We start from the raw sequence: 18,549 nt of genomic DNA on the forward strand, positions 1-18,549 counted from the left end.
CGCGAGGGTAAGGGCTGTGGTCAATTGCAAAATAAAAGGCTCTAAGTATGGGGACTTAGAGCCTTTATAAGCCATCTGTTGGATCGTTCAACCGATCATTTATCTCTTAACTGATCGGCATTAGCCGCAACAGGGTCGAAACAACTGACAGTCATCGGAAAAACACCGACAGTTCAGTGGCACAAGGCAGCGGAAACAGCGTAAGCGATAAAATGCACCGTATATCACGGCGCATGCGTCGCCTGAAGTTCCGTTTCGCACAGCATTTTTCCTGACAAAGTGCGCCGGGTTCCACTGTCTTCGAAGAGCCTTCAACAAGACAGGAAGCACCCATGCGCATTTCAGCACCTTTCGTTTCCCTCGCACTGCTTGTGCCGCTTTATTCATCTTCATTGCACGCCGACACCATTGAGTCGCAGGACTACCGCATTGAAGTAAAAGCGGTTGCCGAAGGGCTAAATCACCCTTGGTCACTGGTGTTCCTGCCTAATGGCGACATGTTGGTCACAGAGCGAAATGGCGGACTCAAACGCCTCTCTCCTTCCGGAGAAATAACGGCTATCGACGGATTACCGGACGATCTGGTTTACCGTGGCCAGGGCGGCTTGTTAGGGCTGGCTTTGTCACCTGACTTTGCCGAATCTGGCACACTCTACCTCTCTTATGCCCAAGGCGGAGAGTGGAACCGTGCAGGCACAGCCGTGGTCTCTGCGAAGCTATCCGGCAATAAGCTATCCAACATCACACCCATATTCTCACAAGCACCAAAACTTGGCGGCGGCCGTCATTTCGGTGGACGTCTGGTTGCCACAGATAAGCACCTCTACATCGCCATGGGCGATCGCGGCAACCGTGATAAAGCACAGCAAAACGATTCCCATGTCGGCACTTTGGTTAGGCTGAATCTCGATGGCTCGGTGCCGGATGACAATCCGTTTTTATCCGATGCAAACGCCAAACCTGAAATCTACAGCTACGGGCACAGAAACATTCAGGGGATGACCCTTGATAACGATGGCAAACGATTATGGACACATGAACATGGGCCGCAGGGAGGCGACGAAATCAACCTAGTCGAACCCGGCACCAACTATGGCTGGCCTGTGATCACCTATGGCGTGAACTATGGCACCGGCAGCAAAATCGGACAGGGAACAACGCGCGAAGGCATGGCGCAACCGAACTATTACTGGGTTCCCTCGATTGCCCCTTCCGGATTGGAAATGGTGGAAGGCGATCAATTTAGAGAGTGGCAGGGTGATCTGCTCGTCGGCTCGCTAAAGTTCGGTTTGTTGGTGCGACTGAACATGGAAGATGGCCAAATCGTGGGGGAGGAACGCCTTCTTAACGGGAAATATGGACGCATACGTGATGTTGTCGAAGCCCCTGATGGCAAGGTATATCTTTTGACCGATGAGTCCAACGGTAAGGTACTTTCCCTTATGCCAATATTTTGACTATTTAGTCGATTTTTTGACTAAATCACAATTGGAACAGCGCATTGTAAAGTATAGTTTACAAGCATAAATTTTTGATTCTGCTGAGAAATAAGCGAATTTCTGGAAATGACTCCCCAAAAAATATATGCAACAAATTTGATTTCATTGGTAAAGTGACGCCTAGCCCAACATTCACCAAAGTTGACCAAATCGTTGGACAGGCTCAAGTGGGGAATCTATATTCTCTTCGTAAACATATAAAAACGAAGTCATCTTTGCTTGCTATTGATTAGCCCTGCTCTGCAGGGCTTTTCTCTTTCTGAGCCTTGCCAACAAATACACTCGCTGCTGTATTTTTTCACTGCAATACAACCCTCATGGTTGTCATTCAAAATTACTACATTCTTATGCAACGCCAGCCGTTCCTGCAGTTTGGGTATATACTTTTCTCATTGGTGAGAAAATAGTCGGTTCCTATGCAAACACACATCCTTTCCCGCATTCAGGCAATGCTTTCAATCATTGCTGTTCTTTGTTTTTCCCGCGGTGCGGCAGCAGCCCCTGGTGTTGTGGCTATTGGTGTGCAGGCTTTTGAAGACTACTCGCCCTACTCCCTGTATAAAAATGATCAATACAGTGGGTTTAACCGAGATCTTCTGGACGCCTTCGCCAGAGAGTATAAACACGATTTCGACTACCAGCCCATGCCCATAAAGCGTCTTTACCATTATTTTCTGCGGGGCGACATCGACCTGAAATACCCGGACAATCCTGCCTGGAGTAAATCGCAGAAAGAAGGCTTTGATATTATTTACAGCCAGCCTGTCGTCTCTTTTATTGACGGGGTAGTGGTACTGAAAGAAAACCTCTCAAAACCCTTACCCTGGCTCAAACGCATTGGGATGATTTCCGGCTATACACCAAAACCCTATCTGGATGACATTGCAAAGGGAAAAATTCGCATCATGGAAGCGAAAGAGATTAATTCCTTGATAAAACTATTGGTTACGGGTCGCGCGAATGGGATTTACGTCAATATCGCAGTGCTGAACAACTACCTAAAAAATTCTGCCGAGGCTTTCCCTGAGATGGTTTTTAACCCGTCTTTGCCCTATTTGAGGGACTCACGGTACCTGTCGACCAAAGATAGCCCTTACCTGATCCTCGAATTCAACAATTTTATGAAGGAAAACGCTGGCACCATCGCCGATCTTAAAAATCGTTACGACTTGCTGGACGCTGATGACATTCTCACCGGTACGAGCAAACAGCCAATTCTGGCACGATAAAAAAGACCCGGATCGCTCCGGGTCTTGTCATTTAAAACGTTGAATCGTTCAATCAATTTTTGGCTGTTTTACTTCTCAGTACCTGATGCATTACGCCTGTCAGTTCATTTTCCGGGTCGCCTGACAATTCCCACGTAAACACACCGGCAAGTCCCTGCGCTTTGGCCCATTCAGCTTTTGCTTTTACTGAGCGTGTATCTTCAAACGAGATAAAGACTTTTTTCTCGGGGTGCCACAGGTAAGGCGCATGGGATTCTTCATCGTAGCCATAGCGGTAGCCCTGCTCTTTGGTGTAGTTGGTCATCAAATCCCAATACATAAAGTAGCCAGGCTCACCGGTTCCAAAGCTGGCGCCTTTTTCTGATGCGAGATCAGCGGTGGGCAAACTGCCATCAAACTCAGAACCTTCCCAACCACGGCCGTAGTATGCCGCACCCAGTACCAGTTTATCCTTCGGAATACCCAGTTCAATCATCTGGTTGACAAACACGTCCGCACCCATTCCCCACCAGCTACGTTCCGTTGCATGCAGGTTTGTCAGGTGACCGGTCTGGGGCCCCCAACCACCGAGGAAGTCATAGGTCATGGCAAACATGTTGGTCAGCTTCGGAGCTGCAGACGCCCAGTCAATCTGGGCAGCTTTAGGGCCTACGCCAACCGCCGTTGAAAGCTCATACTCGCGGCCGGTTTTCTTTTCCAGCGCATCAAGCTCATCACGCAACACCGTGACCAGCTTGGTAAAGGCATCACGCTCTTGCGCTTTGACTTCGTCACTCAATTTGGTATCGGGGTTCCACGGAGAAGTGGTTAAACCGCCGCCGCCTGGGTATTCCCAATCAAGGTCGATACCGCCGAAGAAATCATACTTGGCAATCAGGTCAACAGCGGATTTGGCAAACTGTTCGATAGCGGCGTCATCTTTTGCCATGGAATGAAAAGGTTCGGACATGGTCCAGCCACCAAAAGATGGCAGAATAGTCAGCGCTGGATGGGTTTTCTTCAGCTCAGCGAGTTGGGCAAAGTGGCCTTTATAGGGAACATCGACACTCACATCACCAAAATCGACGTTAAATGCCGCTTCTTGGTCCACCACAATAGCAGTAAAAGGGGCTTTTCCTTCACACGCTTTGGCTACCTGACTCTGCACCGCTTCAGAAGCGCCGGTATGTGGGCCACACATAGAAAGGAAGGCATAGATGACATGGGTCAGCTTATCAGCTGGGATATCATCCACCGTATAAGGATTGTCAGGATTCGCATACTGCCAGTCCGCAAAGTAACCACCAACAACGTGATTTTCGGCAAGCACTGGTGCAGTCAAACACGCACTCAGCGCGGCACCTGCTATTATTTTTTTCATACTGTCTCCTTGTAGGGTAACAAATACCCAAGCGAACTGAAGAAGCTGGATTTCAGGTGGCCTGAGCATATGCGGCCAATTATTAACCGTTTTGGCAGGTTATTAATGTTGTCTACGTACCGATCAGTTGTGATATAACACTTCGGTTACAAAGTTTGCGATCATGTTGTTTTTAAAAGGTAAAATGAGCAAGCTACTAAACAGAAACTTGTCAGACAACGCACACTTCTGTCGCCACTGCTGTCCGTATAGTGAACCACCTTCACCCCAAACTGATTCCGTTTTGGCAATTGAGAGGGTATGCTGCAATGACTTCTTTCTAAATCATAGGCTTGCCGGACTTTCCCATTTTTGGGCAGGCCAATTTGTTACAAGGACACCGCTTTGAGCAATAGACTCATCAGTATCGATTTGTTTTTCGTGATTGAAAGACTGCTGCCGGGTAAACGCTCTGTTGAACTTTTCAGAAACAACAAGAAGCATCTCCCAGTGACGACACTCTCTTTGGATCACTGTGACTCCGCTTCCGCCCTTCAACTGGCGCTTTATAAATACTGCAAAAACTACGCAGCCTTCTCGCAGGGACAACCACTGGCAGATGAATATGCCATTGATGGTAAAGATGAGCAGATAGAACCCGCGACCAACGTGGTTGCCGCCTTTATCCGCGGGGCATATTGGTGGGTCGAGCACTATTACGAGATTTACCGTGAAGACTGGAGCGAAGATCAGAAAACGCGCTGGGAGCGCGATTTCAAATTGTTGGTTCAGGCCATCATTGGTGTAGGAAACTGCACCAAAGCAGAGTGGCTAATCAACAATCACAGTGCGATCAAAGCCCTCACTTACAACAGCCATATTACGCCCTTTCTCCAGCACTACGACTGATACGCGGCACCGCTCTGAGCGGTGCTTTTTTCCTGTCGTCGATTCGTCATTTTCCGCCACTACACTGAAATGATTGCCACTTTGACTGACGATTCAGGTGAAAAGACTCAAACGTTACCAGTACGAACGTTACGCTATCCTGTGCCGGGATGCCTACCCCCCTCACTTTGACCATGTGCAATACGGCTTTTCCGGGCAAGGCCGGCGGGATATTCATAACCGTTGGGGTAAGACGATTATCCGCGTGCTGTGGCGTGAAGATGGTGATGCAGTGGTCGTGTTCAAAGGGTCGCAAAGTATCTGGGACTGGCTGCTGAATCTGGTTTTCATTCCTACCCGGGTCGATGCGCCCCGCTTCGCCGGACACGTTCACTGGGGGTTTCATTTTCTCCTTCGCCAGCCCAGCCGCCCTGCCAAGGTCATGGTCAACCGCGATCTGCGAAAGCTCTCTTTTAGCCAGTGGGCTGAATTTACCCAATTTGCCGATAATCACCGGCTCGATGGGCACACCGTGATGGAGAAGCTCGAATCCTGTGTTGACCAGTTGGTCGCTGAGGGGAAAAAGGTGTCGTTTACCGGTCACTCTTCCGGTGGCTCTATGGCAGTCATTGCCGCGGAGATCCTCGAACAGAAGTACCCGGGCGCCATCAAACGCATCGTCACCTTTGGCCAACCGGCGACAGGGTATTGGAGCTTCAAACGGCGTTACAGTTTGAAAGCGAAAACCTACCGCATTTGCTGCGATGTTGATATGGTGACCTTCCTGCCCGGTATTCCCTTCGCATTCTGGCATGTGGGAGAACTGCTCTGGCTCCACAACGACAGGATTTACCACAATATGCCGTCTCTGGTTCGAATCGTGCGTGTACTGACAAGTTGGCTATTCAGGCCAATTGCGTATCATTTTATGGACAAATATATCCGTCGAAAGGACTATTTTGATAAGCATTGATGTGACTTTTTGAGTACCTGAATCGACGTGTCTCAAAGACACGTTTTCTATCAACCGAAACAAACGGATTCGATTACCCCAACCCTCCCTCATGCTTCATTCATACATTTGAGACAAATTGCGTCAGCTCATTCTAGTTATCTCCTCCTCCTGTCTTACAGTCGAAAGGCCGCACTCACAGTAAGGTTCTACTGAAAAACTATCAAAGAATGGCATGTCTCAAATGCGAGAAAGATAAAACCTCCACCGCTATTTAGTCTCAACATTCAACAGCGTGTAAATGCTGGAAAGATGTGGTTCCGACCTAAAACTGGTTTAAAGGACATAAGGGTAATAATGATGAAAAAGAACCTGATTTCGATGGCTCTTTTGGCGACGGGTGTGTTGGCATCAGCACAGACTTACGCTAACTGTGCCGGTAATGTGTATTCAATGAATGCCGGACGCGGGCATGTTGGCGTGTTACTGGATGTGCAAGAATTGAAAGTGATGCCTTCCATGTACACCGACGCAGCAGACAGATCGCTTTATCACTCACGGGCACTGTTCAGCACCCCAGCCATGTCTTACGACCGTATTACAGACCGTCTGTATTACGCCAGCGCACCTGAACCAACGGATTACCACGTTCAGATCCCAGCCGGTGACTTTACAGCAGAAGAGCTGGAGAATCTCGATTTACACGCGAAAACCATCAAGCCTTATCAGCTGGCCTACATGGATCCCGCGACAGGCAACCACGTAGCGGGCCCTACGGTAAATAAGCAAATCCTGCGTATGGCATTTGATCCGGACAACAGTGACCTTTATGCGTCTGACGCACAAACCATTTTCAAAGTTGACCCAACCACGGGTGCCATCACCAACCTCGGTGGATTTGATAACAACCTGAAAATCGGTGGCTTCACTAACTGGGGTTCTTTCGTGTTCCAGGATGGCGAACTGCTGTTTATCACCAATGGCCGTACCTTCGTGATTGATACCACAACCGGTGCCCAAACCCTGAAAGCATTCCACTTTATTGATTTCATCACCGCAGCGACCCTCGACCAGAACGGTCAAATGCTGGTTGCAGCGAAAAACCAGAATATTTCCGGTAACGTGAACAGTAACATCCTGTACCGCATCAAGCCTTCAACCGGTGAGAAAGTACGTGTCGGCCTGTTCCCAAGCCGTATCAGTGCCATGGGTACCGTCACTTCAGAAGATCACACCTGTTATGAAAAAACCATTTTCCCGAGCGATCTGAAACCTGAAGTGACTGGCATTACCCTGAATTCAAGCTCAGTGAATGAAGGTTCTACCGCTTACGCGACGGTCAACTTTGATAAAGCGACCGGTGATGGTTCAACCAAACTGCGCCTGGCCCTTAAAAACGGCAGTGCTGTGCTGAACAGCGATTACCGTAACACCGTCTCCCTTCTGTACTCAGATGGCACGACCGGTAGCGCGACTATCTCATCAACACTGACGGAGATCAGCATTCCACAGGGCGTAACCTCTGTGCGTATCGCTATTCCTACCGTTAATGACTCCACCCATGAGAACAACGAATACTTCTCTATCCAGGCGTGGATCAATGACGATAAGAGCGACGTGAGTAATGCCAATATCACCATCGTCGACAATGACCCAGACATCCATACCTTGCTGACCAACGCAGCCAACGGCAGTGATGTGAAGTGGCATGGTCACATATACGAGTGGTGGATTGGCTATTCGAAAATTCAGGGCATTCACGCCAATATCAACGGTACCATTCCACCAGGCACTACGCTGGAGTTCTACGCAAACAGCACGCTTCTGAGCACCCACTCCATTAGCAGCGGTGGCAAATATTATGACCAAGGCTCAAGCTCATACCGAAAACTGGCTGTGGGTACCCGCGTGTGGGCACGTTTGAGAGGCTCAAACGGTCAATACTACAATGTGCGTCTGGGACATCAGGTGAACGGTTCGAACAACTTCGATATCAACTGTTCAGGTGGCTGTTTCTAACCCGGAAGGAAGGCAGAAACAAAAAAGGAGCGAATCATCGCTCCTTTTCTTTTCCTGCTAGCCGAATTAACCGGCGCGTTTTGCACGCTGCAGGAACTTGTCCAGCTCGTTGGCAAACTTCTGACGATCCTGCTGGTTCAGCGCTGCCGGCCCACCGGTCTGGATCCCGCTTGAACGCATGGTTTCCATAAAGTCACGCATGTTCAGGCGCTGGCGGATATTCTCTGGTGTGTAAAGCTCACCACGCGGATTCAGCGCAACCGCGGCTTTGTCGATCACCTCAGACGCCAGTGGAATATCTGCCGTTACCACCAGGTCATTTTTTTCAACCCGCTTAACAATCTCGTTGTCCGCCACGTCAAAGCCCTTTTCAACCTGCAAGCGCTTGATAAAACGTGAAGGTGGCGTACGTAACGCCTGATTGGCAACGAACACGACATCGGTTTGTGTGCGTTCTGCCGCGCGGTACAACACTTCCTTAATCACCGCCGGACAGGCATCTGCATCAACCCAAATGGTCGTCATATTTCATTCCTCTGCTTAATTACGTTCGCACCATATACCGAAATTAAACCGGAATACAGTAGCGTCTGTCTGTCACTCCGGTTTGCCCGGGTTTTGCTCAGCATAATAAGCGGCAATGTCTTTCATGTCCTGATCGTTCAGCACAGACATTTGCTGTTTCATCATGTTGCCCATCGCGCCACTTCTCTCCCCGGTTTTATACGCCTTCATGGCATTAAACAGGTACTGGGCGTTCTGGCCATTAATGTTTGGGTAATCAGGTCGTGGGGCATAACCTGTCGCGCCATGGCAAAACTGACAGGTATAAGCCTTCTGCTGTCCCAGTTCTGCGTTGCCTGCATTTTCAAGCGCTGAGGATGTCAGGGGTGCCAGCAATACGCCTGCCGCAACCAAAATATTTCGCATGTGTATATTTCCGTTTTTTTGTATTTGTTCACCATGGCTTAGTCGCCAGGTTGATCATTTGTGTGAGGTCAATTCCAAGTGCTATTCGTTGGAGAAATGCGCATAGAGCCGGGTTTCATATCCAAGACGGGTGATGTGTAAAGTCAGGCGCCCTGACATTTACTCTTCATTGAGACTTCACCAATTCTTAACAAACAAAATCCAAAATCCCGCACCAACATAGAAAGTGAATTACACACGAATAAATTGAGAAAGGAAGTCATCGTGAGCAAACATATAGATCAACGTCAATTGGACAGTGAACCCGAGTTCAACCGTTTCATTGATGCGGCGATGAGTCGCCGTCATTTTCTCCGCGCAACTGGCGCGGCTGGCTCAGTGGCATTTTTTGCTGCGACCCCAGTCGCCAATGCGATAGCAGACACCATGGCCAAAAGCCAATTGATAGGGTTCACCGCTATCCCGGCATCCACCGCTGATACCGTTGTCGTGCCGGAAGGCTATGTCGCAGAACCACTTGTTTCATGGGGGGATGCCCTGTTTGTCGATTCACCGGCATTCAGCCAAAGCAATGATTCAAAGGCGCAGGAAATGCAATACGGTGACAACACCGACGGCATGACCTTTTTCCCACTTTCTGCTGACCGCGCTGTGTTGGTTGCCAACAATGAATACACCAACAATGAATACCTCTATCCGCATCAGGGCAAAAATATCTCAGCTGATGATGTTCGTAAAGGCCAGGCCGCACACGGTGTTTCTATCATTGAGCTGGTCAAGAAGGACGGTCAATGGCAAGCCAACCCGGCTGGCCGCTTGAACCGCAAAGTCACTGCCTATACCCCAATGGAAATGACAGGCCCAGCCACAGGCCATGATCTGCTGAAAACCGCTGCCGACCCTTCAGGCAAGAAAATACTCGGTACCTACAACAACTGTGCCAACGGCCAGACCCCGTGGGGCACCTACCTCACCTGTGAAGAGAACTTTAATGGCTACTTCGCCACCGCTGAAGAGGTCGAACTGGGCGATACCTACAAACGCTATGGCGTCAGCAATAAAGACTGGGGTTATGACTGGTGGAAACACGACCCGCGCTTTGATGTGGGTAAAACGCCGAATGAACCACACCGCTTTGGCTGGGTAGTAGAAATCGACCCAATGGATCCGAATTCCACCCCGAAAAAGCGCTCAGCGCTTGGCCGTTTCAAACATGAAAACGCAGCGCTAACCATTAACGACGACGGCCATGCTGTCGTGTATCTGGGTGATGATGAGCGTGGTGAACACCTTTATAAGTTTGTTTCTAAGAACAAATACAAACCCGGTAACAACGCAGCTAACCGTGATCTGCTTGAAGAAGGCACGCTGTACGTTGCTAAATTCAATGGCACAGAAGGTGAACTGAATGGCCAAGGTGAATGGCTGGAACTGACCTTCGGCAAGAATGGCCTGACACCGGAAAATGGCTTTAACAGCCAGGCCGAGGTACTGATTTTCGCCCGTGAAGCCGCAACGCAGGTCGGCGCAACCACGATGGATCGCCCTGAGTGGGTAGCCGTCCACCCTGGCAACAAACATGTGTTCTGTACACTGACAAACAACAAGTACCGCGGTGTGAGAGAAAACCAGCCACTGAATGTCGCCAACCCGCGTGAGAAAAACCCGTACGGACACATTGTGCGTTGGGAACCAAAAGGTGGCGACCACACAGCGACAGACTTCAACTGGGATATCTTTGTATTGGCAGGAAACCCTGACGTTCAGGAAGGGCTGATGGCAGGTACCGCAAACGTCAACAAAGACAATATGTTTAACAGCCCTGATGGCCTTGGTTTTGACGGCGCAGGGCGCATGTGGATCCTGACCGACGGTAACTATTCCAACGAAGGTAATTTTGCAGGAATGGGCAACAACCAGATGTTATGTGCCGACCCGGAAACCGGAGAAATCCGTCGGTTCCTGACAGGACCAATTGCCTGTGAGATCACTGGCCTGACATTCTCGCCGGATTACAAAACCATGTTTGTCGGTATCCAGCATCCCGGTGAAAACCTTGCACCCTCGCACTTCCCTGGCGGTGGCGATTCCATCCCCCGCTCTACTGTAATGCGTATTACCCGCAAAGATGGCGGTGTGATCGGCGCTTAATCAACTCCTCAAATAACGCAGCGGCTCCCTAAAAGGGAGCCATTTTTTTTGCTGCAAATACTGAAATTGGAAAAACCACCGCTTATAAAATTAGAAACTCACTCAAACCAGTAAGGCTTAATAATGCAACCACACGCCTATCTCCACTAATAATATCTTGCTCGCTAACCATTCAGACAGGAGAAGTCTGTATCAAGAGTTAAATAATCCTTATTAAAAGTTTTTTACACCACAGTACTTATTTAAGAACCACGCTCCATCTCAGCGATACACAGACGTATTCACCCCATGGCATGAAACATTAATTCCTGTCGGTGTTAGCATCCTTTACTAGACATCAATCATGGCCAATGAACAAAAATCCATTCGGCCACTATTGAATGTCACTTCACTATTTGTACTCAATGTAAAGAGTTAGGAATAACAGAGAAAGGAGCAAGGAAATGAGAAAGGCATTGTTATCATCCCTCGTGCTGATGGTCAGTACATTGGGCATGTCCGCAAATGCAGCAGAATGTGAAAGCAACCTTTACACCATGAATGCTGGCCGAGGCGATGTAGGTGTATTGGTCGATATTAATGAAGGACGTGCCCGCGGCGTTAGCAACTATTTTTATGAAGCAGGTGATTTAGCCAACATCCATTCACGCGCATTGTTCAGTGCCACAGCCATGGCTTATGATGCGGCCACAGACCGGATTTATTACGCCAGTACCCCAACCCCTTCTGAATACCATTTAGACGGCACTGACAGCGGTGAATTCAGCGAAGATGAACTGGCAGGACTAAACCTGCAGGCGAAAGCATTCAAACCGCACCGCCTTGCTTACTTTGATATATCCACCCAGACACACCACATGGTTGGCAACACCCGCTATCAGATCACGCGAATGGCATTCGATCCAGAAACAGGTTTGCTGTATGGCTCAGACATCGGCCGCCTGTTCACAATAGACCCAACAACGGGCGGACAAACGATGATTGGCGCACTCAGTGCGAACCTGAGGTTTGGTGGGTATACCAACTGGGGAGACTTTGTTTTCTATGAAGGTGAATTGCTGTTCGTCACCAACACCCGCGTTTTCGCCATTAATACGACCGATGCAACCGAAACCGTGAAGTTCTTCCATAACCTCGACTACATTACTGCAGCGTCACTGGATCAAAACGGCGAAATTCTGGTTGCCGTGAAAAACATCAATGTCACAGGCTCCCCCAACAGCACCAACCTTTGGCTGCTTAACCCAACCCCTGATGCACAAAATTTCGGCGCCCAGTCTTATGCGGGTCTCGTTCCCATGGCTGTGGATGCGATGGCAAGAGTGGCCACGGAATCCAGCACTTGTTATTCGCCTCGTTTTAGCATCCTGGATTGAAAATCACCCGATAAAAACAAAGCCAACATTAGGTTGGCTTTGTGGTAGTCCATGCGGGTTTGCCGTCAGCGGAATAAGGTGCTCAACGCCCCCGAAACTTAAGCGACACCGTGTCCTTTGGATGCCACCCAAACGCGGTACCACTGTTCATGGGTCAAAGTGATTTTTGCAGACTCAACCGCCTGTTTCACACGTTCAATTTTACCACTTCCCAGCAACGCAACTGGCTCACACGGCAGTTTCAACACCCATGCATACGCCACCTGCTCAATGTTTTGCGCGCCCACTTCATCTGCAATTTCTTGTAGCGTGTGTCGGATACGTGCAGCCTGCTCTGAATCTTCATTGAACAGGCGGCCGCCAGCCAGGATTGACCAAGCCATAGGCTTCACACGCGCCTGTTGCAACATGTCCAGTGAGCCATCGTCCAGCACTCCCATATTGAAAGGATTGATCTCTACTTGATTGGTCACCAGCAGCTCCGGCATGCGTGATTGCAAAAGTGCCAATTGAGGCGGAGTGAAGTTAGACACACCAAAGTGACTCACTTTGCCACTGGCTTTAAGTGCGTCGAAGGTTTCAACCACTTCATCGGCGTTCATCAACCAATCCGGACGGTGAATAAGCAATACATCGATATGCTCAATGCCCATACGGGAAAGCGAGAGATCGACAGAATCAAGAATATGCTGACGGCTGGAGTTGTAATGGGAAACCTGGGGATTGCCGGGTTTAGATGGCACAGGCACAATCCCGCATTTGGTCACTATCTCAATGCTGTCGCGAACACTTGGCTCCAGCTTCAACGCTTCGCCAAAAAGGGTTTCACAAGGCGGCGCACCATACACGTGAGCATGATCGACTGTCGAGATCCCCAGCTCGATATGTTGCTTCAAAAATGTCAGTCGTTGTTGCGGGCTCATGCCCCACTCGACCATGCGCCAGTAGCCCTGCACAAACTGAGAAAACTGAGGACCATTAGGGGACATTTGTACTTTTGATACCAAAGACATGTATTTCATCCTGAAGGTGTTGGTTTCCGTCACGGTGAGCGGTGTGTTTTACGCTCTGCGTTCCCGGAGAAAGTGGTTTAAGCGCAGCCCATATCCACTGCCATTGTGTTATGGGTAGGCAGCTTGCGAAGCAAGAATTTACTTATAGAGACCATAGATGGCATGGTCGACAATCCGGCCATTGAGATTCTCCGCGTTTCCGATTGTGCCTTCAAGAGTAAATCCCAATCGCTCACAAAGGGCACGGCTTTGGGTGTTGCCTTGTGCCGCTGAGATTTCGACTTTTTGCATGCTTAACTCATCAAAGGCAATGGCGACCATGCCAGTCACACAACGGGAGGCAATGCCTTTGCCCTGGAAATCCTTACTCAGCCAGTAACCGATTTCGACCTTTTTCAGCTCGCGGTCAATCGTATTGAAGCTGATATTGCCGACAATATCGCCACGGTAGAGCATGGTACAGGTCATGGATTTACCCTCTGCATAATCCCTCAGCGCACCTTTGATGAAGGTTTCAAAGAACGCTTCGCCATTTGCGTGCTCTGGCCAAGCCAGCCATTGCGATAAGTATTCCCGTTCGCGACACACAATCTGATAGTAGCGTGCAGCAAACGAAGCCTGGATGAGGGCTAAGGACACATTTCCATCTAAGTGGCGCACGAACATGAAATAACTCCATTTAATTTCTACTTCTGCAGAGGAAACTACCACAGCTCACGGTCTTTATCCGTGAGTTGTCCCAAAACTCACGGGCTCAAGAGCGCTTTTTCGGCCGATAAATCATAGATAATTAGACACTTCGATGAGATTCCCATCGGGATCGCGGAAGTAAACAGATTCAATCGCCCCAACGGCACCGGTGCGGGAAACCGGTCCTTCTAAAAGCGCAACATTTTCGGCGGCAAGATGCGCAATCACGTCTTCCAGCGGAGTCGAGGCGATAAAGCATAAATCCGCACTTCCCGGTTGAACGTGTTGTGCGTGAGGTTTGAACTCCTTTCCGCGCTGGTGTAGATTGATTTTCTGTTGGCCAAATACCAGTGCCAACCGCCCTCCCCCAAACCTCACCTCTTCCATACCTAACACCCGCTGATAAAACGCGGAGCTTGCGTTGATATCCGAAACGGTCAATACAAAATGATCTAAATGGCTGATTTTCAATTTCACATTCCTTTTGAATCAAACCGGTAGCTGTCACGCCTTCTTGATGACGCACCTAACACCGGAAAAGGGACACCCGTTCATCGTGCCCGGGCCGTTCACATCCCGAAAATCATATGACAATTTACAGACCCTGTCTGTCGATCACCTTTCGATATTCCCACACCAAAACGCACTAACTTCATACCCCAAAACAACCTGAAGATGTTCGCATTGATGGCTTCTGAATCCTGTATCTTCAGGTTGTTTGGGTATAAACGTTAAATGACTAATTAGAAACACATTCTTATTTTAGATACTTTGCAATTATATGCATACATACAAAAATCCAAGTTATTAGATAATGAGAAAAGAATTAATTTCCTATGAACAGACACAAGAATAGCCACGAAAATTAAATGTTAAATCACAAATAAATCCAAAGAATATTAAACAGTTAATACACTTGCAGAAGAAAGTCACTTTCTAACCATTCATTTTTCCAATCGCTTTAATCGGAATAATCCCTTTTATAGATTGTGGTTTTACTCCCTATAATCCAATCACTGACAAACAAGCTGGACATACAACCAATCAGACGTAAGCAACGACTAAATAAGCATCTGTAAAACAATAAAATAATTTATATGCATGTTTTTGCATTCACAGAAAAACATGCATGGACTCCTGCGCACAAAAAAATAGTCGCAGAAGACAATTATTCTCGAAACGCCTTTAAATAATGCGACGACTACGCACGCCATAAATTTATTAATTCATGAAACAGCGCTTCATGAAAATAATAAAAATCCAGAAAAGCAGATGGCTGGATAAAACGATAAAAGGAGGTACACATGTTTAAACGATCATTATTATCACTCGCACTAACAGGTGCGTTGCTTTCCGCCCCGACAATGGCGATGGAAACCCGAACCAATCAATTCTGGTGGCCTGATCAACTTAATCTCGCACCACTGCGTGATCATGGTCCACAGTCCAACCCTTACGGTGAGGATTTCGATTACACTGCCGCTTTCGAAGCCCTTGACCTCGATGCGGTAAAAAAAGACATCGACACCGTATTAACGACGTCACAACCATGGTGGCCTGCTGACTTTGGCAACTATGGTCCCTTCTTCATCCGTATGGCGTGGCACGCAGCGGGGACATACCGTATTCACGATGGTCGCGGAGGTGCCGGCGGAGGCCAGCAACGCTTTGACCCGCTTAACAGCTGGCCGGATAACGGTAACCTCGACAAAGCACGCCGTCTTCTTTGGCCTGTGAAACAGAAATACGGCGCGGCAATTTCCTGGGGCGATTTGATGGCGCTGACCGGTAACGTTGCGCTGGAAAACATGGGCTTCAAGACATTTGGCTTTGCCGGTGGACGTGAAGACGACTGGGAGCCGGATCTGGTTTACTGGGGACCAGAAGAAGAGATGCTGGCAGACGAGCGCCGTGATGAAAACGGTAACCTGAAAGAGGGGCTTGCCGCCGTCCAAATGGGCCTTATCTACGTCAACCCTGAAGGCCCGGGTGGCGTGCCAGACCCGCTGGCTGCGGCTAAAGATATCCGAATGTCATTCGGCCGCATGGCAATGAATGACGAGGAGATCGTTGCCCTGATCGCTGGCGGACACACCTTTGGTAAAGCGCATGGCGCGCACAAACCGGAAGAGTGTCTGGGTGATGCGCCGGCTGGCGCGGCCATTGAAGAGCAAGGCTTCGGCTGGAAAAACCGCTGCGGCGATGGCTCTGGTAAGGATGCGATCACCAGTGGTCTGGAAGGTGCTTGGACCGTCACCCCAACACAGTGGACGACCAACTATCTCGACAACCTTTTCAATTACAACTGGAAACTTACCACCAGCCCAGCTGGCGCCAAGCAGTGGATTCCGGATAACCCCGCCGCTCAGCAACTGGTGCCGGATGCCCATGACCCAACCAAGCGCCATGCGCCAATCATGTTCACCACGGACATCGCGATAAAAGAGGATCCCAAGTTCCGCGCGATTGCAGAAAGTTTTCGCCAAAATCCGGAAGCGTTTGAACTCGCCTTCGCCAAGGCTTGGTTTAAACTTAACCACCGCGATTTGGGTCCACGTGCCCGCTATATCGGAAACGAAGTGCCGGACGAAGTGCTCATCTGGCAAGACCCTGTACCACCTGCGACCCAACCGCTTATCAATGCCCAACAGGAAGACCAGCTAAAAGCTGCCATTCTGGAAACCGGCTTGAGCGTGCCTGAACTGGTGAAAACCGCCTGGGCATCTGCAGCCAGCTACCGCGGCACAGATATGCGTGGTGGTGCCAACGGCGCACGGGTTGCACTGCAGCCACAAAGCGATTGGGCAGTAAACAACCCAGCGCAACTGGAAAAAGCATTGAAAGCACTGACGCAAGTTCAGCAGCAATTCAATGAAGATTCCAACGGGCCCAAAGTTTCCCTTGCTGATGTGATTGTTCTCGCGGGCAATGCCGGCATCGAAAAAGCAGCGGAAGCTGCCGGTTACGAGGTGGACATCCCGTTTGCCCCGGGTCGTACTGATGCAACGCAGGACATGACAGATGTGGCTTCGTTTGCTGTGTTGGAACCAACAGCCGATGCGTTCAGGAACTATTACGATCCTGAACGTAACTACCGCTCGCCGACAGAAATGCTGGTTGAACGTTCGGACTTGCTGACCCTGACCGTGCCGGAAATGACAGCTTTGATTGGTGGTATGCGTGCATTGAATGCCAACAGTGACGGCTCTTCCAACGGGGTGTTTACCGACAATCCCGGTACGCTGAGCAATGACTTCTTTGTGAATCTGCTGGATATGTCTACGGTTTGGGCACCCGCCGAGAATAACCCCGGTTTGTATGTCGGCTATGACCGTGCATCAGGAGACCAAAAGTGGACAGCAACACCGGTGGATCTGATTTTTGGATCCAACGCTGAGCTTCGGGCAATTGCAGAGGTTTACGCCACTGACAATGCAGAAGAGAAGTTCATCAACGACTTTGTGGTCGCCTGGACCAAAGTCATGAACAACGACCGATTTGATCTCAACTAATCCATTAGCGCAACAAGCGTTTTGCACCGCCCTGTGCGGTGCTTTTTTTTTTCGTCTTTCATCCGGAAACCTTCCCCTGTTCAGCGTGTTGCCCTACGCCTTGCTCCATTACAACAGTGTTTTGCAAAAGCACAGGTACTCAGGTTCTCAATGAGGATTAGTCTTAAAGCGTTGTGCTAGGCTGCCTAACCTGCCGTTGTGCAACTTCCAAAGAAACAGAGGTCAACCAATGTGGACAGGAATTAAGAATCTCATTGCCAAGGTATTTCCTATGACTATTTCGATTCATCCCGCCGTCGACCATGGTGTACAAACCACCAGTGTAGACGGGTTTTCAGGCGGAAAACTGACCTGTAAATGCTCTTCCAATCCGGTTGTGGTCAGCGTGTCTGCCCAAACCGCGCACAATCACGTTTGCGGCTGCTCTAAATGCTGGAAACCTGCCGATGCCATCTTTTCTCAAGTGGCAGTTGTCGCCAGGGATAAGCTTTCTGTAGAACAAAATGCGGACAAGCTATCTATTGTCGACGAAAGTGCAGCCATCCAGCGTCATGCCTGTCGGGATTGTGGCGTACACATGTATGGTCGCATAGAAGACAGTAACCACCCATTTTACGGACTCGACTTTATTCATACTGAGCTTTCAAGCGAATCAGGCTGGTCTCCACCGGAGTTTGCCGCCTTTGTGTCGTCCATTATCGAAACCGGTACCCCACCGGATAACATGGATGCCATACGGGCAAGACTCGAAGAGCTTGGACTACCTCCTTACGACTGTCTGTCACCGCCATTGATGGACGCCATTGCCACCCATATTTACAACCAACGTAAAGCGGGCGGCTAAAGAGCAACACCCTCTACTAGTGACTGATTGCCGGTATTCGTACCGGCTTTTTTCATCCCTACCCGGCTTTCCCACTCTTTTCTCCTTTTTAGCTATGCCTAAGCCAC

Annotated in this window: 15 protein-coding genes; 9 read left to right on the forward strand and 6 right to left on the reverse strand. The window is 49.3% G+C overall.

Annotation, left to right across the window (positions count from 1 at the left end; genetic code table 11):
* Window positions 1–332: 332 nt before the first annotated feature.
* A complete protein-coding gene (locus tag KU854_RS21600) occupies window positions 333–1,457 on the forward strand; it encodes a PQQ-dependent sugar dehydrogenase (protein ID WP_218360394.1) in 1,125 nt (374 codons plus the stop codon).
* A gap of 458 nt (window positions 1,458–1,915) precedes the next feature.
* Entirely contained in the window at window positions 1,916–2,728 is an 813-nt protein-coding gene (locus KU854_RS21605) for a substrate-binding periplasmic protein (RefSeq protein WP_218360395.1), read from the forward strand.
* A 52-nt stretch (window positions 2,729–2,780) separates the two neighbouring features.
* Here the strand turns inward: KU854_RS21605 and KU854_RS21610 are convergent, their stop codons facing one another.
* Window positions 2,781–4,088: a glycoside hydrolase family 18 protein gene (locus KU854_RS21610; protein ID WP_218360396.1), complete on the reverse strand. Its 1,308-nt coding sequence runs from the start codon at window positions 4,086–4,088 to the stop codon at window positions 2,781–2,783.
* Window positions 4,089–4,472: 384 nt separating this feature from the next.
* On the opposite strand from KU854_RS21610, the gene KU854_RS21615 reads away from it, so the two are divergent.
* The 3 genes from KU854_RS21615 (at window position 4,473) to KU854_RS21625 (ending at window position 7,926) form a co-directional block, all read left to right on the forward strand.
* Window positions 4,473–4,976: a hypothetical protein gene (locus KU854_RS21615; RefSeq protein WP_054780505.1), complete on the forward strand. Its 504-nt coding sequence runs from the start codon at window positions 4,473–4,475 to the stop codon at window positions 4,974–4,976.
* 97 nt (window positions 4,977–5,073) lie between these two features.
* The gene (locus KU854_RS21620) at window positions 5,074–5,928 is read left to right on the forward strand and encodes a lipase family protein (RefSeq protein WP_218360397.1); all 855 of its coding nucleotides are present in this window, start codon (window positions 5,074–5,076) and stop codon (window positions 5,926–5,928) included.
* 336 nt (window positions 5,929–6,264) lie between these two features.
* The gene (locus KU854_RS21625; RefSeq protein ID WP_255555683.1) at window positions 6,265–7,926 is read left to right on the forward strand and encodes a YncE family protein; all 1,662 of its coding nucleotides are present in this window, start codon (window positions 6,265–6,267) and stop codon (window positions 7,924–7,926) included.
* A gap of 66 nt (window positions 7,927–7,992) precedes the next feature.
* Here KU854_RS21625 and KU854_RS21630 read toward each other — a convergent pair whose 3' ends face one another.
* Window positions 7,993–8,451, reverse strand: a complete 459-nt coding sequence (locus KU854_RS21630; protein WP_218360399.1) for a YaiI/YqxD family protein — start codon at window positions 8,449–8,451, stop codon at window positions 7,993–7,995.
* 72 nt (window positions 8,452–8,523) lie between these two features.
* Window positions 8,524–8,856: a c-type cytochrome gene (locus KU854_RS21635; protein WP_218360400.1), complete on the reverse strand. Its 333-nt coding sequence runs from the start codon at window positions 8,854–8,856 to the stop codon at window positions 8,524–8,526.
* 333 nt (window positions 8,857–9,189) lie between these two features.
* Between KU854_RS21635 and KU854_RS21640 the strand changes: the two genes are divergently transcribed.
* Window positions 9,190–11,007 (forward strand): PhoX family protein, encoded by a 1,818-nt coding sequence (locus tag KU854_RS21640; RefSeq protein WP_218360433.1) that lies wholly within the window; start codon window positions 9,190–9,192, stop codon window positions 11,005–11,007.
* 443 nt (window positions 11,008–11,450) lie between these two features.
* Window positions 11,451–12,383 (forward strand): hypothetical protein, encoded by a 933-nt coding sequence (locus tag KU854_RS21645; RefSeq protein ID WP_218360401.1) that lies wholly within the window; start codon window positions 11,451–11,453, stop codon window positions 12,381–12,383.
* 98 nt (window positions 12,384–12,481) lie between these two features.
* Here the strand turns inward: KU854_RS21645 and KU854_RS21650 are convergent, their stop codons facing one another.
* The 3 genes from KU854_RS21650 to KU854_RS21660 all read right to left on the reverse strand — a co-directional run bounded on the left by KU854_RS21650 (window position 12,482) and on the right by KU854_RS21660 (window position 14,557).
* On the reverse strand, window positions 12,482–13,405 hold the full coding sequence (locus KU854_RS21650; protein WP_218360402.1) for an aldo/keto reductase: 924 nt from the start codon (window positions 13,403–13,405) through the stop codon (window positions 12,482–12,484).
* Window positions 13,406–13,534: 129 nt separating this feature from the next.
* Complete coding sequence (locus tag KU854_RS21655) at window positions 13,535–14,062, reverse strand: GNAT family N-acetyltransferase (protein WP_218360403.1); 528 nt, start codon at window positions 14,060–14,062, stop codon at window positions 13,535–13,537.
* Between the two features lie 114 nt (window positions 14,063–14,176).
* Window positions 14,177–14,557, reverse strand: coding sequence for a VOC family protein (locus KU854_RS21660; RefSeq protein WP_218360404.1), 381 nt, complete (start codon window positions 14,555–14,557; stop codon window positions 14,177–14,179).
* A gap of 833 nt (window positions 14,558–15,390) precedes the next feature.
* On the opposite strand from KU854_RS21660, the gene katG reads away from it, so the two are divergent.
* Both katG and gfa read left to right on the forward strand, forming a co-directional pair.
* Window positions 15,391–17,598, forward strand: coding sequence for a catalase/peroxidase HPI (gene katG / locus KU854_RS21665; RefSeq protein ID WP_218360405.1), 2,208 nt, complete (start codon window positions 15,391–15,393; stop codon window positions 17,596–17,598).
* Window positions 17,599–17,869: 271 nt separating this feature from the next.
* Entirely contained in the window at window positions 17,870–18,442 is a 573-nt protein-coding gene (gfa, locus tag KU854_RS21670) for an S-(hydroxymethyl)glutathione synthase (RefSeq protein WP_218360406.1), read from the forward strand.
* The last annotated feature ends 107 nt before the right edge of the window (window positions 18,443–18,549 follow it).

The sequence above is a fragment of the Enterovibrio paralichthyis genome, from assembly GCF_019209835.1.
In the GTDB taxonomy this organism is placed as follows: Bacteria; Pseudomonadota; Gammaproteobacteria; order Enterobacterales; family Vibrionaceae; genus Enterovibrio; species Enterovibrio paralichthyis.

What these genes read in the sequence shown, in the direction of transcription:
- KU854_RS21600 (WP_218360394.1), top strand. Translation starts at nt 333, where the DNA reads ATGCGCATTTCAGCACCTTTCGTTTCCCTCGCACTGCTTGTGCCGCTT.
- KU854_RS21605 (WP_218360395.1), top strand. Translation starts at nt 1,916, where the DNA reads ATGCAAACACACATCCTTTCCCGCATTCAGGCAATGCTTTCAATCATT.
- KU854_RS21610 (WP_218360396.1), bottom strand. Translation starts at nt 4,088, where the DNA reads ATGAAAAAAATAATAGCAGGTGCCGCGCTGAGTGCGTGTTTGACTGCA.
- KU854_RS21625 (WP_255555683.1), top strand. Translation starts at nt 6,265, where the DNA reads ATGATGAAAAAGAACCTGATTTCGATGGCTCTTTTGGCGACGGGTGTG.
- KU854_RS21630 (WP_218360399.1), bottom strand. Translation starts at nt 8,451, where the DNA reads ATGACGACCATTTGGGTTGATGCAGATGCCTGTCCGGCGGTGATTAAG.
- KU854_RS21635 (WP_218360400.1), bottom strand. Translation starts at nt 8,856, where the DNA reads ATGCGAAATATTTTGGTTGCGGCAGGCGTATTGCTGGCACCCCTGACA.
- KU854_RS21640 (WP_218360433.1), top strand. Translation starts at nt 9,190, where the DNA reads ATGAGTCGCCGTCATTTTCTCCGCGCAACTGGCGCGGCTGGCTCAGTG.
- KU854_RS21645 (WP_218360401.1), top strand. Translation starts at nt 11,451, where the DNA reads ATGAGAAAGGCATTGTTATCATCCCTCGTGCTGATGGTCAGTACATTG.
- KU854_RS21650 (WP_218360402.1), bottom strand. Translation starts at nt 13,405, where the DNA reads ATGAAATACATGTCTTTGGTATCAAAAGTACAAATGTCCCCTAATGGT.
- KU854_RS21655 (WP_218360403.1), bottom strand. Translation starts at nt 14,062, where the DNA reads ATGTTCGTGCGCCACTTAGATGGAAATGTGTCCTTAGCCCTCATCCAG.
- katG (WP_218360405.1), top strand. Translation starts at nt 15,391, where the DNA reads ATGTTTAAACGATCATTATTATCACTCGCACTAACAGGTGCGTTGCTT.
- gfa (WP_218360406.1), top strand. Translation starts at nt 17,870, where the DNA reads ATGACTATTTCGATTCATCCCGCCGTCGACCATGGTGTACAAACCACC.